This is a genomic window from Streptomyces erythrochromogenes (assembly GCF_036170895.1).
Lineage (GTDB): Bacteria > Actinomycetota > Actinomycetes > Streptomycetales > Streptomycetaceae > Streptomyces > Streptomyces erythrochromogenes.
The window spans coordinates 3,682,154-3,697,478 of record NZ_CP108036.1 but is presented as its reverse complement, the minus strand read 5'-3'; the positions used below and the strand labels follow the sequence as shown (position 1 = coordinate 3,697,478).

Here is a 15,325-nt window from a genome sequence, read left to right as displayed (position 1 = left end):
GGGACGGCGGGCGTGGCGTAAGGGGGCTGGGGCGGGCGTCAGTTGATGCGGATGAGGCGGGCCTTGAGGACGGCGAGCAGGCCGCCGTTGACCGTGACGTCCGCGGTTCCGGACACCTTCACCGACCGGCCGCCGATGCTGACGCCGGCGGTCCCGTCGATGTCCACCTGGCGGCCGGACACCTTCACGGTGCCCTGCCGGGCGTCCAGGGTGATGCCGTTCTTGTCCATGAGGACGGAGGTCAGCGGGCGGCCCCGGCCGGCGTACACGGTGAGCTCGATGCGGTCCCGGCGGTCGTCCATGCGTACTTCTAGCCGCTCGTCCCCGGTCACCAGCCGCAGCCCGGAGGGGCCCGGCGCCGCCGCGTCCAGCAGTTCCACGCGGTGGCCCGAACGCGACACGATCGAGCGGCGGTTGACCTTGCCGCTGGTCTTGTCGACCAGCGGCACGTCGTGCGGCGAGGGCTGGTCGACGCCGTTGTAGAGGCCGCCGATGACGTACGGGCTGTCGAGCAGGCCCTGCTCGAAGCCGACGAGCACCTCGTCGTTGACCTCGGGGCTGACCACCCCGCCGCCGCCCTTGCCGCCCCACTGGACGGTGCGCACCCAGTCGGAGACGTAGGTGTCGTCCAGCCACGGGAACTTCAGCCGGACCGCGCCGCGTTGGGAGCCGTTCGGCTCGCGCACGTCCGTCACCACGCCGATCGCCAGCCCGGGGATGCGCGGCCCGCGCCCCGGCGCGTTGGCGCCGGTCACCAGGCCGGTCAGGGAGCGGTCCGGGCTGGCGCTGACCCACACGGTCGTGCGGAAGCCGCCGTGCGGCTCCAGGACGTGCTGGACGGCCGTGGCCGTGTACCGGCCGGAGAACGCCTGCCCGACGTTGCCGAGCGCGACGGGCTTGCCGGCCCGCAGCAGCGGGTTGCCCTCGGCGACCGCCTCCAGTTCGCCGAAGCCGGCGCTGATCTGGGCCGCCGTCGCCTTCGCGACCGCCGCCGTCTCGGCCTGCGTGCGGTAGGGGGTGTCGGTGACGGACACGGACGCCGTCCCGAAGCGCGCGGCGGTCTGCGGGCCGAGGCCCGGCACCACCGTGTCGCTGACCACGGACGGCTGCTCGGCGACGAGCGGCCGCTTCGTGGTCACGTCCCAGCCGCGCACCTGCACCTTCGAGGCGCCGTCGGCGGCCGACAGGGCGGCCCGCAGGGCGAGGAGGTTGCGCCCGTACTCCAGGACCATCGGGTCGCGCACCGCCGACGTCGACGGGGCGGGCGCCCCGGACGCCTTCACGGGCCGGGTGAACTGGAGCAGTCCCTTGTCGTCGACGCGTACCTGTGCGCCGCTCTCGCCGGCGAGGAACTGCAGGAAGTCCCAGTCGGAGACGTTCGCCTGGGACAGCTGCTTGTACGTGACCGGTGCGGCTTCGACCTTCCCGACGGACAGGCCGGCTCCGGCCGCCACCTTGCGGACGATGGCGGCGGCCGTCATGTTCCGGTACGCGACGACCTTGCGGCCGCGCTGGAGGCGGTGCGCCTTGGAGTAGGCGCGCACGACGGTGAACGAGCCGGTGCGGTCCCGGTCGATCTCCAGGGCCGTGACCTCGCCGTTGAACAGCCGCTCCCGTGCCTGCCCCTTCACGGTCGCCACCGACACCCGCAGCGGGGTGCCGATGGTGATGCCGGTGGCGCGCAGGAACTCGTGGTCGGGGTCGCGGTAGGTGAGCAGCGCGGTGTCGGGCAGGCCGACGTTCTCGTCGACGACGCAGGAGACCAGCTGCGCCGCCCAGATCTGCGGCAGTTCACCGGGGGCTTCCACGATGGGGTCGGCCGCGAACGACCGGCCCCCGGACTCGGACCCGCTCACCGCTGTTCCTCCTCGCCGTGCTGGTCCCGCGTGCCCGGCACCACGATCTCGGTGCCGGGGACGAGTGCCATCGGGTCGTCTATGCCGTTGGCCTCCGCGATGACCCGCCAGGCCGTCGCGTCGCCGTATTCGCGCCAGGCCAGCATGGCCAGGCTGTCGCCCGCCACCACGGTGTGCGTGCTGCGGGCGGTGCGTGAGCCGGAGGTCGGGTTCTGGCCGGGCGGGTCGACGCTCGCTTCCTCGATGGACAGCGAGCAGGTGGCCCGCAGCGGCTTGCCGTCCACGTCGAAGAGCGTGTACGACACCGACAGGTTCGACAGGACCCCGTCGAACGACGTCGTCCGCGCGCTGCCCCACTCGAAGCGCACCCAGGGGCTCGCCGGCTTCTTGCGGCCGAGGCTGGCCGGGGTCGGCACGCACGCCTTCATCAGCTTCTCCACCGCCTGCTCGACCGAGTTGTCGTGGGTGGCGGTGGCGTCCAGGAACACGTCCAGGCTCAGGGTGCGCGGTCCGCTGCCGACGAACTCGGGCAGCGCCGACTGGCCCGCCATCCTGGACGGGGAGCGCCGCCACTCGGTGGTCTTGCCCAGTTGCAGGGTCGACGGGTTGAACTGCAGGTCGAGCCGGGCGATCGTCCCGCCGGGCTTGGCCCCGACGGAGGCCGGGGGCTCCTTGAGGGTGAGCTGGGCCCGGGCGCGGCTGGCGCGTGCCGATGAGGCCATGCCGTGGACTTCCTTCCGGGGCGGCGGGGACGGGGACGAATGGGGGGCGGAGGGGGCGGACGGGGACGGTGGGAGGTCAGGAGGGCAGCAGCCCCTGGTGGGCGATCTCCAACGTCTCCACCGCAGCTGCGGAGTTGGCCGGGTCGAAGGACGGCCCCTGCCAGCGCACCGGGACGATCCCGAACACCTGCCAGCTGATGATCCGGCTCAGGTCGGGCCGCAGCGCCACGATCTCGCCGTCCTTCGGCTCGACCCGGCGCAGCGTCTCGTCCAGCCAGCGGCCGATCTTCGCCGTGTCGGCGGTGACGGGCCGGGTGAGGGTGATGTTCGACCAGGTCACACGGCCGGGCAGCTGCCAGGTGAAGCCGTTGTTGCCGCCCTCGGCGTAGCTCTCCATCTCGACCTCGGCGCCCATGCCCGAGCAGGTGTGGAAGGCGCCCAGGTCGTTGCCGCCGATCGCCAGCCGGAAGAACACGCTTGTCGCGAAGATGTTGTCCGTCATCGGTCCGTCGTCGTCCGTTTCTCGTGCGTACGTGTTCTCAGCGGCGCCCGTCGAAGGGCCTGCCCGCGCGTTCCCGACCGCGCCGCAACTCGGTGCGCAGGAGGCGCGCGACCGGGTCGAGCAGCCGCCGCGCCAGGTCGTCCAGGTCGAGGTCCCCGCCGCCGTGGGACGCGGCGTCGCGCGCGCCCTCCGGCCGGCGGGCCGCGGCGGCGGGGCCGGCCGGGCCGGGACCGGTCCGGCCGGTCCGACCCGTGTCGCGCTGTACGGGGGGTGGCGGGCCGGTGCCCGGCGGGGGTACGGGGACGGCCGGGCCCGGGACGGCGGCGGGGGCCGACGCCCTGGGCCGTACGACGGGTACGGATCCGGCGGCCGCGGCGGCGGGGGCCGGCTGGACCACGAGCGGTGGCGTGTACGGGCCGGTCACGGGCAGGGGAGCCGCCGCCGTGGCGGGGGCCGCGGCCGACGCGGGCGCCGGGCGCACGGCGCGTGCGGGGCGCGGGGCGGCGGTACGGGGGGCCGGGGCCACGGCACGCTGGATCGGCTGCGGGGCGGCGGCGGACGGGGCCGACGGGGCCGACGGCGCGGACCAGCGCGCCGGGACCACGGGCCGACCGGCCGGGCGGGGGGCGGCGGGCGCGCTGCCCATGCCCGCCACATCACGGGTGCCGAGGGCCAGGGGCCGTGCCGGCAGCAGCTGGAGGGACCGGGGCGCGTCCGGCGCGGCCGTCGCTCCGACCGCTCCGACGGCTCCGACGGCGCGGGCGGCGACGAGCGGGACCGGGCCCGACCGCGGCGGGGCGGTGGCGGTGGCGGTGGCCCGCTGGACCGGCGGGGCGCCGGTACGGCGGTGGGCGCCGCCCGCGCCGCCCAGCAGGGGTGCGTGGACGGAGGGCGCCTGCGGTCGCGCGGCGGCGGCCCGGGGCACGTCGGCGCTCGCCGGCAGCGAGGACAGGGGCGCCCCCAGCCCTGAGCGCACGCGCGGCACGGACCGCTCCGCGGGTCCTGCCCGGTACTGCCCGGCGGGGGAGGTCGCGGGGCCGCTCGCCGCGGGCTCTGCTTGTCGCTGCACGGTGGGCATGGCGGGGCCCGGGGCCGTCGGCGCGGGCCTGGACGGCGTCGCGGTGGCCGGGAGTTCGGTGAGCGGGGCGCCGAGCGGGGCGCGAGTGCGCATGGGCTTCTCGGCCGTCGGGCCGTTCGCCGCAGGTTCTGCCTGTCGCTGCACGGTGGGCATCGCCGGGCCCGGGGCCGCCGGTGCCGGTCCGCTCGCCGCATGTTCCGTGCGCCGTTGCACGGTGGGCAGGGCCGGGGTGGATTCCGGCGCTGCGGGGCTCGACGGCGTTGCCGTGGCCGGGAGTTCGGTGAGCGGGGCGCCGAGCGGGGCGCGGGTGCGCATGGGCTTCTCGGCCGTCGGGCCGTTCGCTGCGGGTTCTGTCTGTCGCTGCACGGTGGGCATGGCGGGGCCCGAGGTGGTCGGCGTGGGGTTCGGCGGCGCCGGGGTGGGCGGGAGTCCGGTGAGCGGGACGCCGAGGGGCGCGCGGGTGCGTACCGGCTTCTCCGGATCGGGTGCCGGGCCGTTCGCCGCGGGCTCGGCCTGTCGCTGCACGGTCGGCATGGCGGCCGCCGGTGCCGGGCCGCTCGCCGCGGGCTCCGCCTGGCGCTGCACCGAGGCCGTGGGCGGGAGCTCGGGAAGGGGTGCGCCGAGCGGGGCGCGGGTGCGCATGGGCTTCTCGGCCGTCGGGCCGTTCGCTGCGGGTTCTGTCTGTCGCTGCACGGTGGGCATGGCGGGGCCCGAGGTGGCCGGTGCGGGGTTCGGCGGCGCCGGGGTGGGCGGGAGTTCGGTGAGCGGGGCGCCGAGCGGTGCGCGGGTGCGTACCGGCTCCTCGGCCGCCGGACCGGTGGCAGTCGGTTCTGCCTGGCGCTGCACCATCGGCATGGCAGGTGCGGCAGGGGGGACGGGGGCTGTCGAGGGCGTGGCCGCGGGCGGCAGCTCGGTGGGCGGGGTGCCGAGCGGGGCGCGGGTCTGCGCACGCTGCACCGGTGTGTCCGGGCCGGACGCGGGCGCGACGGGGGGTCGGACAGCGGCCACGCGGCGTCGGGGTGTGGCAGGGACCCGGGCGGCGGTGAGCGGGCGCCCGACCGGGCGCGGCCGGACCACGGCGGTGTGGGCGGTGTCGGGAGCCCCCTCGGCCGTACGAGCGGGCCGGGCGTCCGCGGCGCGCTGGACGGGCGCGCCGGACACGCCTTCGGCGGCGGATGGTCCGGGGACCACCGCGATCCGGCGGACCACCGGGAACTGCGCGGGCGTCGCCGAACGGCCGGGCTCGGCGGCCCGCTGCACGGCAGGCGCGGACGCCCCGAGCACGGCTGCGGAGTGCGTGGACGTCAGGCCCCGCGTACCGGCCGCAGCCGAGGACCCGCCCGACGTCGCGGCGCCGGAGGCCGTGGTCCGGGGCTGTGCGCGATCGGTGCCGCGGGACGGTGCCGCGGTGCCCGCCGCGGATGCGGACGCGGACGTGGGTTCCGGAGCCGTCGCGGGCGGCGGGGACGTGCCCGCGTTGCCGCGGGTCACGGCGCGCGAGACGACCGGGCCCGGGGTGCCGGTGGGCGCGCCGCGGTTCTCGGCCGACGTGGACCCGGACCCGGACCCGGACCCGGACGCGGGCCGGCTCGGCGCGGTGGTGCCGGGGCGGGTGCGGCGCTGGATCTGGGGGGTTTCGCGTGCGGGCGGTCCCGCCTGACCGGGCTGCCGGTCCGCACCGGGCTCGGTGGGCTCGGCGGGTAGTGCCCGCAGCAGCAGCGGGCCGCCGCCGCTGTGGGTGGGGTGGGCGGTGGCGGGGCGGGCGACCCCGCGGACGAGTCCCGCGGGGGCGGACGGCAGCAGGCCGTGGGCGAGCCCCGTGTCGAACGACGGGTTGCGCCACGCGGCCAGGCCTGCACGGAAGGCGAGACCGTCGCTGACGCCCGTGACCGACCGCGAGACGGTCAGCAGGGGCGGCGCGGTCATGCGCCAGCCGCCGTCCCAGTCGCCCGGCACGGCGGATCCGGAGGTCCCGGAGGGCCCGGCAGACCCGGCGTCCCGCGCGGCGGCGCCGTCCTGGGCCGCGGCCGCCCCAGCGGCAGCGGCGTCCGGCACGGCGGTGCGCCGGCGCAGCCTGTCCCGCCATGCCATCTGCTCAACCGCCTTCGTTCACACGGGTGTTGATACGAGCTATCTCGGTGACCCAGTCCTGGCGCTCGCCGTGGGTCAGGTCGAGGATCTCGTCGCGCCGCCAGTGGAAGTGGTAGGCGATGTACGCGATCTCCTCCCGGAGCCGGGGGAGCGCGTACGTCACGATTCCCCCAGGCGCCCACCGGAGAGGTCGACCTCGAAGCCGCCGTCGCAGTGCGGGCAGGTGACCGCCGCGCGGGTGTGGCCCTCGCTGTTGACGCGCCGGTAGAAGTCCTGGAGGAACGCGACGTCGGTCGCGTACATCCGCTCGACGACCCCGGCGTGCACGTCGGTGATGGTGCCGAGCCGGGTGATCACCTGGCTCAGCAGCACCACGCTCAGGTACGCCGGGTTCTCCTTGACCCGCAGGTCGATCTGCGGGCGGAGCTCGTCGCGCGCGGTGGCCAGGCGCATCGAGCCGTGCCGGTGCACCGTGCCCGCCTCGTCCACGTAGCCGCGCGGGAGCTCGAACTCGAACTCCGTGCGCAGCCCGTGGTCCTCACGGGGGGCCGGAGCGGCGGCGGCCGGGGGTGCCGCCGCCTGCTCCGGGGCCTGGGCGGGCGCCGTGACCTGGAGGATCTCCTCCAGGCTGCCCGCGGTCACCGTGCGACGCCTCATTCGACGATGATCTCCTCGAACACGATGGTCACGGACTCGGTGGCCGCGGCGGACTCGCCGGCCTTGAGGGAGGGGCCCTCCCACTTGGAGGCCCAGCCCTGCATCAGCTGGATGCGGCGGATGGTCGCGCCCGTGGAGTCCTTGATCTCGATCGTGAGGTTCTGCCGAGCGGTGTCGACGGCGCCGTTGTTCAGCGTCTCCTTGATCCACTTGGTGAACTCGCTGCTCTTGTCGAGTCCCCGGGTGATCGTGACCTCGCCCGCCTGGCGCGCGCCGGGCTGCTTGCGGATGATCTGCTTGCCCTCCGCGCTGACCTGGCGGACCTCGACGACCTCTTCCTCGACGGTCAGGCCGCTGATCTCCTGGATCGATTCGACCAGGTAGCCGCCGAGCTGCACGCCGAAGATATGGGTGGAAAGAGCATCGCCCTCTGCCATGACTGTCCTTCACCTTTCCTTGCTGCCGGTGATGCTGGTGCCGCCGACCGGCAGGGTCACTCGTCGACGAGGCTGGTGCTGTCGGAGAACTGGGCCAGCCGGAACACCACGAACTCGGCCGGCTTGACGGGCGACACGCCGATCTCACAGACCACGCGGCCCTGGTCGATCGACTCCTGCGGGTTGTTGTCCCGGTCGCACTTCACGTAGAACGCCTCCGCCGCCGTGCGGCCGAACAGCGCGCCGCGGCGCCACTCCTCGGTCAGGAACGCGGTGACGTTGCGCCGGATGCTGGACCAGAGCCTGTCGTCGTTCGGCTCGAAGACCACCCACTGGGTGCCCAGGAGGATGGACTCCTCCAGGTAGTTGAAGAGGCGGCGCACGTTCAGGTAGCGCCAGGCCGGGTCGGAGGAGAGGGTGCGCGCACCCCAGATCCGGATGCCGCGGCCGGGGAAGGCCCGTACGCAGTTCACGCCGATCGGGTTGAGCAGGTCCTGCTCGCCCTTGCTCAGGCGCAGTTCCAGGTCCACCGCGCCGCGGATGACCTCGTTGGCGGGGGCCTTGTGCACGCCGCGCTCGGCGTCGCTGCGCGCCCACACGCCGGCGATGTGGCCGCTCGGCGGGACGGTCGTGTTGCGGCCCGAGGCGGGGTCGAAGACCTTGACCCACGGGTAGTAGAGGGTGGCGTAGCGGGAGTCGTAGCCCGCCTCGTCGTTGCGCCAGGTGCGGACCTGCTGCGCGGACAGTGCGGGCGGGGTGTCCAGTACGGCCACCCGGTCGCCCATCTGCTCGCAGTGGGAGATCACCGCGAGCTGTACGGTGCGCACACCCTCGGCGTCGATGTCGCCGCGCTGGTAGGCGCTCATCAGGTCCGGCACCGCGACCATGGTGATCTCGTCGATGGTCTCCAGGCCGGCGAAGCCGGTGCGGGCGCCCGCGTCGCCGACGTACTCGGCCGGGTCGAGCCGGGACACGGTGCCCTGGCCGGTCGCGGCGGCCGTGGCGCCCGGGGCGTCGGGCAGGGCCACGGTCTGGCCGGCGGGCCGGGTCTGGGTGGCGGACCGCTGCTCGGTGACCTCGATCAGCTTCGAGGCGCGCGCCTGGGTGACGAGGTAGCCCTTGACGTTCTTGCGGGCGGAGACCTCGTACGTCTCGGCGATCTGCTCGCCCTGGCGGACCAGGAGCTTGAAGCGGTCCTCCGGCGGGTTGTCCCCGTCGGCGTCGGCGATCTCCACGGACACGCCGGTGATGCCGGGGCGGGCCGTGATCAGGAAGCCGCCGAGTTCGACGGGCTCCGCGGCGCGGGGCCGGGGGACCGCTCCCGCGGCGGCCGGCGCGGAGGCGTCAGGGGCCGGCCCGCCGATGCGGACGACGTACGCGGCGCCGCCGCCGTTGGCGAAGTAGCCGTAGACGGCATGGGGCAGGTAGGTGCCCTCGGTGAAGCCGCCGAAGTGCTGGGAGTACTGGTCCCAGTTGGTGACCAGCGTCGGTTCGTGGAAGGGCCCGCTCTGGGCGAACCCGACGAACGCGGCGACGGCGGTGCCGACCCCTTCGATCGGGCGAGCACCGGACTGCACCTCCTCCACGTACACGCCCGGGGTGAGGTACGTCGGCATGCTCGCTCCTTCGTCACGTCTTGCAATCAGGTCTGGGTCACAGCCTTCCGCGCGCAAGCCGTCGCAGGCAGGGGAATTCGATCCTGGTCAGGGGCAAGTCCGCTGCCCTCTCGGGCACCCCCGCCCGGCCGTCCAGGCAGCGGGACCGCCCGGCCCGCCCTCCTGGTCACACGTCCGTGACCTGTCCCAGGTACGGTCCGAACTCGCCCTCCAGGACCAGGCGTCCGAGCTTGCGGTACTCCTGGGCGACGGCGGTCATCACCTGGCGCATGGTCAGCGGCTCACCGGACGCGGCCGCGAAGTAGGCGGCCGTCACCGCGCAGGCCCGGATGGAGCCCCCGGCCAGTTCGAACCGGTCGGCGCAGAAGCCGAGATCGACGTCGTCGGCCCGGGGCAGCCGGTCGCCCAGGCAGCGTTCCCACAGGGCGAGGCGCTGGGCGGCGTCGGGCACCGGGAAGTCCGCGATCACGTCGAGGCGGCGGGTGAACGCCTCGTCGAGGTTGGCCCGCAGGTTGGTGGTCAGGATGGCGATGCCGTCGAAGGACTCCATGCGCTGGAGCAGGTAGGCCGACTCCATGTTGGCGTGCTTGTCGTGGGAGTCCTTCACGTCCGAGCGCTTCCCGAAGATCGCGTCGGCCTCGTCGAAGAGCAGCACGGCGTTGACGGCCGACGCCTCGGTGAAGATCCGTTCCAGGTTCTTCTCGGTCTCGCCGACGTACTTGTCGACGACCGTGGACAGGTCCACCACGTACAGGTCCATGCCCAGGTCGGCGGCGACCACCTCGGCGGACATGGTCTTGCCGGTGCCGGAGGAGCCCGCGAACAGTGCGATCACCCCGCGTCCGCGTCCGCCGCCGGGCCGCATGCCCCACTGCCCGAGCACCTGGTCGCGGTGGCGCGCGCGCACCGCGAGGTCGCGCAGCCGGCGGTGGGTGGGGGCGGGCAGCACCAGGTCGTCCCAGCCCACGGCCGGCTCCACGCGGCGGGCGAGGCGGGCCAGGCCCGCGCCGTTCTGTGCCCGTACGGCGGTCCGCAGGTCGTCGGGGGAGACGGGACGGCCGTCGAGGGCGGCGGTGCGCGACGCGGTGTCGGCGGCGCGCCGCAGCTGCCCGGCGTCGAGACGGTGCGCGGACACGGACCGGGCGAGCGCTTCCGCCCCGCCCGCCGCACCCTCGCCGCCTGCCTCGTCCGTACCGCCGTGCTCGGCGGCGGCCCGCTCCAGCGCGTGCCGCCAGCGCACGGCCTGCCGGTCGGGGGAGGGCGCCGCCACCGTCAGGGAGACGGGGGTGGCGGCCGCCCAGGCGGGCTCCCAGCCGCTGGTGCCGTGCGTGAACAGGGGGATGCCCCGCAGCACCGTGCACAGGGTGCGCAGTACGTGGGCCCGCTCGTCGGGCTTGTCGGGCAGTGCCTCCAGCGGCCCGAGCAGCACGCCGCCGCCCAGCAGCCGGGCTTCGCGGGCCGCGGCGCGGGCGAGCGCGGGCAGGGCGTGGGCGCGGTGGGTCAGCGCCGCCGGGTCCAGGACCAGGGGGCGCAGCCCGCGGGCGCGCAGTGCGGCCGCGGCCAGGCCCTCGGGGTCGCCGCCACGGGTGCGCAGGTGGACGTGGCCGGTGCCGCTCCCGGCCGCGGCGGCGGCCCGGTGCAGCTCGCCGGGGTCGACGGCCGGGTCGTCGGTGGCCTCGCCGAGCACCTCGGCCAGGAGCGGATCGGGCGCGGCGGCGCCGAGCAGGTGGGCGGTGACCCGGTCCGGGACGGCCAGTACCCGGGACAGGGGCGGCCGTTCGGGCTCGGTGACCTCCAGCAGGCCGCCCGCGACGAGCGGTGCGCCGGGGGAGAGCCGGAAGCGCGCGGCGGCGGACCGGCCGCGGCCGCACAGTTCGAGGGCGAGCCCCACCGTGGGCCGGCGGCGCGTCAGGTCGTCGTTGAGGTAGCCGTAGAGCCGCTCGAACCGGGCGTCCAGGTCCGGGGCCAGGGCGACCAGGAGCAGGTCCACGTCGAGGGGGTCCAGCCCGAAGCGCGTGGCGAGGACGCCGAGCGGCGAGCCGGGCGGCGGCGGGCCGGCCGGGGCGAGGGCGGGCAGGCCGGGGCCGTGCTCCTCGCCCTCGTCCAGGATCCGGGCGACCGCCTCGGGGGTGAGGTACTGGCCCCGGTAGGGGTCGTCCGGGTCGGGGTCGACGGCGCGGCGGAGCTCCACGGCCAGCCGGACCCGTTCCTCGACGAGCCGGAGCCGTGCCCACAGGTACGGGACCTCGTCCCCGCGGGCAGGGTCCAGGTCCAGGTCCCGGTCCCGGTCCAGGTCCCGGTCCGGGTCCTGCTCCCGGGCCTGCTCCCGGTCCGGTGCCGGGGGCCGGAGGGTGTGCGTCACGGCTGGCGTTCTCCTCGTCGGCGGCGGGCGGGAGCCTTGGGCCGTTCCCGGGAGCCGCCGAAGCCTTCCGGCCCCGGCGCGCCCAGTTCGACGTAGCGCAGCCGGCGCGGGCTCCCGTCGCCGTCCGGTCCGGCCTGCGGTACGGAGTTCACGACGAGGCCCTGCGTGACCGGCGGCGCCGTGACCTTGCTGATGCCGGCCAGCGGGGCCTTCACGCGCAGCCCGAGGGACGGCTTCAGTTCGCCGCCGAGCGCCGACCACACGTCGGAGGCGGCCGGCGCGTCCATGCCGGTGCCGCCCCCGTCCACGTCCACGAGCAGGCCGAGGTCGGCGAGCGTCCCGGTGAGCAGGCGCGGGGGCAGCGTGTCGGTGGCCACGAGGCAGGAGAGCACCTGGGACAGCAGCCGGTGCTCGTCCTGCGGCCGGCTCGCCCAGGCCGTGACCAGGTACGTCAGCTCGAACCAGCGCGGCGGGGTGCGGCGCGCGACGACGAACCCGTCCGCGTCGTACACCTCGCCCGCGCCGCTGCCGCGCCGGGTCGGGTCCTCCCGGATGTCGTACAGGAACACGCAGACGGTGGGAGCGCTGCGTCGGGCGGCCCAGTCGCGGGTCGGCGCGTCGAAGACGACCTCGACGCCCGACGCCTCCAGACCGGATTCCGCGAGCAGCCGCCGCAGCCCCTCGTCGACCTCGTGGATCACCGGCGGCTCACCTCGTCGGGCGGCTGCACCGTGCCGTTGACCACGAGGAAGTCGGTCTGTACGGGGGAGAAGCCGGGACCGCTCGCGGTGATGACGCGCGGGCCGGTCTGGTCCTTGGCGAGGATCAGCAGCTGGCCGATGAACGTGCCGTCGGCCTGGGGGACGGTCGGTGCCGCCGCGGCCGTGATCCCCGGCTTCCAGGCGAACCGCACCGGCACGCCGGGCGGGAAGTCCTCGCCGCGTACCGAGGTGACGAAGCCGGGCCTGCCGATCGGCGGGACGGCGACGATGCGCGGCTGGAGGATGCGCAGCTGCTGCTGGGCGGTGTTGTCGCCGGGGTCGGCGTCCGTGCCGGTCGTGGTGAGGTTCGCGGTGACCTGGCCGGTGAGCGCCTTGTCGGGGCTGAGGACGACCCGCAGGACGCTGCGGGCGCCCGGTGCCAGGTCGGGCAGCGTGCACGTCCCGTTCCGGTCGCAGCCCGGCGGCGGCCCGTCGTGGGGTACGCCCTCGGGCAGCGCGATGCGCAGCCGCAGGCCGGTGGCCAGGGCACTGCGGCCGTTGGCGACGGTGAAGGTGACGACGACGCGTCCGCCGACGTAGCCGGGGTTCGGCTGCGCGGTGATGCTCACCCCGGGGCCGGCCTTGGGCGCGGGCGGCTGCGGTGCGGGAGTGGGCGTCGTGGGCGGGTTCGTCGGCGGGGTCGTGGGCGGGGCCGGCGTCGGGGTGGGCGGAGTCGGCGTCGGCTTCGGGGGTACGGGGGCCTCGCGCACCGGCACCACGGTCCGGCCGGCGTTGTCGCTGGGGCGGGGGTCGAGGACGGTGCCGGTGACCGACCACTCCACGGGCTGGTCGCCGGGGGTGACACCGGTGAGGGTGACGGTCACCGGGACGGTGGTGCCGGGCGGCACGATGCCCAGGGTGCAGGTCAGCGCGGCGGCGTCGCAGGTGGCGCCGGGCGTGCCGGGTGCGGTGAGCGCGGTGACGCTCACGCCGAGCGGGGGCGCGACGGTCAGCCGGGTGCCGGGGGAGGCCGCCGGACCCTGGTTGACGACGTCCACCCGGACGGTGGCCGATCCGCCGACGGTGAGCGGCGCGCTCTTGTCGGGCGCCCGCACCGCGAGGTCCACCGACTGCTGCACGCCGGGTTCCTTCTGACGGCCCGGCAGGCCGGTGACGAGCAGGTTGTGGGCGCCGGTCGCGACGTCGACCAGCTTCAGCTTCTCCGGGCTGTTGGCGGCCCGGGAGCCGCGGCCGGTGAGCACCAGGGACTTGCCGTCGGCGGTCCAGGCGGCGTCGCGGGGCTGGTAGGGGCCGTTGCCGGTGGTCTCGGGCAGTTCGCGGCCGCAGGCCCCCGGCCTGTCGCGGGCGGCGTCGGGCAGCAGGACCCGGCAGGTGCCGCCCGCCGCAGAGGCGAGCAGGATGCCGCTGCGCTCGTCGACGCGGCCGCCGCCGTTCTTGCGGTTGAAGGCGACGGTGGTGCCGTCCGGGGAGAACGCCGGGCTGTCGTCGATGACTTCGCAGGCACCGAAGCAGATCGTGGCGCTCAGGTCGCGCTGCCGGTCGAGGTGGTCCACGGGCACGGTCCAGATGTGCTTGTTGCCGCCGTTGCCGTTGATCACCAGGTTGCGGGTGAAGGCGAGCGTCGTGCCGTCGGAGGACCACGTGGGCTGGGCGTCGCCGCCCTTGGGCTGGTCCGCGGGCGGGACGATCTCGCCGCGGATCGCGCCGGTCGCGGCGTCCGCGATCAGGATGCGCCCGGGGCCGGCGGCCTGGCCGACGCCGCCGGGCGACGTACGGGTGAAGGCGAGGTACCTGCCGTCGGGGGAGAACGTCGGGTCGGTGTCCCAGTCCTTGGGGCCGCGGCCGGCGAGCGGCAGGGCCGCGGCATTGGTGCCGTCGGCGTCCGCCATCCAGATCCGCTGGATCCGGCTGCCGGGCTTGCCCTCGAAGCGGGTCACCACGATCCTGCGCCCGTCGGGCGTGTAGTTCTGCCGCTCCGTCCACGGGTCGAAGTCGGGGCCGGGCTGGAACAGCGGGTCCTTGGCCGGGTCGGTGTTGGTGTCGGCCGCCGGGTCCTCGTTCAGGATCGTCAGATTGAGGTCACGGGGGTCGGAGCCGTCCATCCGCGCGTCCTGCAGGGTCACGACGTGCGGGCCGCCCGCCGAGATCCGCTCGACGACGGCGCCGCCGCCGTTGAGGGGGCCGAGCCAGGTGGGCGAGCCGACCTCGCGGTCCTCGCTGTACACGAGCTTCGGGGTGCCCGCCGAGTGTGCGGGCACCTGGAAGACGTGGTCCCAGTCGCCCTTGCAGTCACAGGTGCGGTCGGGGCTGAGGAAGAGCAGGCCGTTCCCGTCGGGCAGCCACGCTGCCCCCCGGGTCCGCCAGCCGGCCTGGGCGCCGGCCAGCAGCTGCCCGTCCGTGCGCCCGTTCGTCCACCGCAGGCGGGGCCCGGAGGCCCCGGTGGCGGTGTAGGCGATCACGTCGCGGTTCGTCGCGTCGTCGACCGGGTTCCACACGGGCTCGGTGGCCGAGCCGCCTGCCGGGTCGGTGAGCCGGGTGGCGGCGCCGCCGCGCAGGGGGCGTACGTAGACCTGCGCTCCGGCGGCCCGGTCGCCGTCGGAGGAGTACGCCAGGCGTCCGCCCTCCGCGGAGACGGTCGGGTGCTCCTCGTTCGCGGGGGTGTCGGTCAGCCGGGTCAGGCCGGTGCCGTCGGTGCGCACGAGCCACAGGTCGCGCTGGACGCCGCCGGCCGCGGCGCGGTGCGCCGAGTCGAAGACGACCGACCGCCCGTCCGGGGTCAGCCGGGGGTTGCCCGCGTCCATGCCGCTGGTCAGCCGGCGTACCGAGCCGTCCGCGGACCGCAGGTAGACCTGCGGGGTCTTCTCGTCGCGGCGGCTCGCGAAGACGAGCTGGTCGCCGAGCGCCGACGGCTGGACGTCCAGGTGGGCCGGTCCGTCGCCGAACAGCGGGGTGCTGGCGTCGGTCTTGTCGCCCGCCACCCGCCCCAGGCTCCGGTGGCGCGTACCGGCGTACGCGACCCGGCTGCTCCCGGCGTCGGCCGCGAGGGGCTGCGCCCCGGCGTCGCCCGGTCCGGCGGCCGCCGTCACCGCGAGCAAGGGCGCCAGCAGCAGCATCGACGCGCCGGCCCTCCCCCAGCGGTGTCGGCGACGGCCGGACCCCTCCGTGCCCCTCACGGCCCACCTCACAGTCCGGTCCCGCATCCTGCCTGTCACCCCGCCACCCTGCCGGTCCGGCCGCGCGGACCGGGAGGGCCGCGGGGCCGCACCCGGGGGAAGCGTCTCT

11 protein-coding genes are annotated in these 15,325 nt (G+C 75.7%); all 11 read right to left on the bottom strand.

The window, feature by feature from the left end; genetic code table 11:
• Window positions 1-38: 38 nt before the first annotated feature.
• Window positions 39-1,856, bottom strand: coding sequence for a VgrG-related protein (locus OHA91_RS16655; protein WP_031153522.1), 1,818 nt, complete (start codon window positions 1,854-1,856; stop codon window positions 39-41).
• Window positions 1,853-2,578, bottom strand: a complete 726-nt coding sequence (locus tag OHA91_RS16650; protein WP_031153520.1) for a CIS tube protein — start codon at window positions 2,576-2,578, stop codon at window positions 1,853-1,855. The genes OHA91_RS16655 and OHA91_RS16650 overlap by 4 nt, the downstream gene beginning before the upstream one ends.
• 76 nt (window positions 2,579-2,654) lie before the next feature.
• A complete protein-coding gene (locus tag OHA91_RS16645; RefSeq protein ID WP_030710062.1) occupies window positions 2,655-3,080 on the bottom strand; it encodes a phage tail protein in 426 nt (141 codons plus the stop codon).
• 37 nt (window positions 3,081-3,117) lie between these two features.
• Window positions 3,118-6,249: a hypothetical protein gene (locus tag OHA91_RS16640; RefSeq protein WP_328739541.1), complete on the bottom strand. Its 3,132-nt coding sequence runs from the start codon at window positions 6,247-6,249 to the stop codon at window positions 3,118-3,120.
• A 4-nt stretch (window positions 6,250-6,253) separates the two neighbouring features.
• Complete coding sequence (locus OHA91_RS16635; protein ID WP_167344733.1) at window positions 6,254-6,412, bottom strand: DUF6760 family protein; 159 nt, start codon at window positions 6,410-6,412, stop codon at window positions 6,254-6,256.
• A complete protein-coding gene (locus OHA91_RS16630; protein WP_031153515.1) occupies window positions 6,409-6,906 on the bottom strand; it encodes a zinc-ribbon domain-containing protein in 498 nt (165 codons plus the stop codon). The genes OHA91_RS16635 and OHA91_RS16630 overlap by 4 nt, the downstream gene beginning before the upstream one ends.
• Window positions 6,903-7,343, bottom strand: coding sequence for a phage tail protein (locus tag OHA91_RS16625; RefSeq protein WP_030031999.1), 441 nt, complete (start codon window positions 7,341-7,343; stop codon window positions 6,903-6,905). Before OHA91_RS16625 ends, OHA91_RS16630 begins: the two co-directional genes overlap by 4 nt.
• 56 nt (window positions 7,344-7,399) lie before the next feature.
• Window positions 7,400-8,959 carry a phage tail sheath family protein gene (locus OHA91_RS16620; protein WP_031153513.1) on the bottom strand — a complete coding sequence of 520 codons (1,560 nt, stop codon included), beginning with the start codon at window positions 8,957-8,959 and terminating at the stop codon, window positions 7,400-7,402.
• A 166-nt stretch (window positions 8,960-9,125) separates the two neighbouring features.
• Window positions 9,126-11,234 (bottom strand): ATP-binding protein, encoded by a 2,109-nt coding sequence (locus OHA91_RS16615; protein WP_266499891.1) that lies wholly within the window; start codon window positions 11,232-11,234, stop codon window positions 9,126-9,128.
• Window positions 11,235-11,317: 83 nt separating this feature from the next.
• A complete protein-coding gene (locus OHA91_RS16610; protein ID WP_031153509.1) occupies window positions 11,318-12,022 on the bottom strand; it encodes a DUF4255 domain-containing protein in 705 nt (234 codons plus the stop codon).
• Window positions 12,019-15,156, bottom strand: coding sequence for a DUF11 domain-containing protein (locus OHA91_RS16605; protein ID WP_031153507.1), 3,138 nt, complete (start codon window positions 15,154-15,156; stop codon window positions 12,019-12,021). Before OHA91_RS16605 ends, OHA91_RS16610 begins: the two co-directional genes overlap by 4 nt.
• Window positions 15,157-15,325 lie beyond the last annotated feature (169 nt).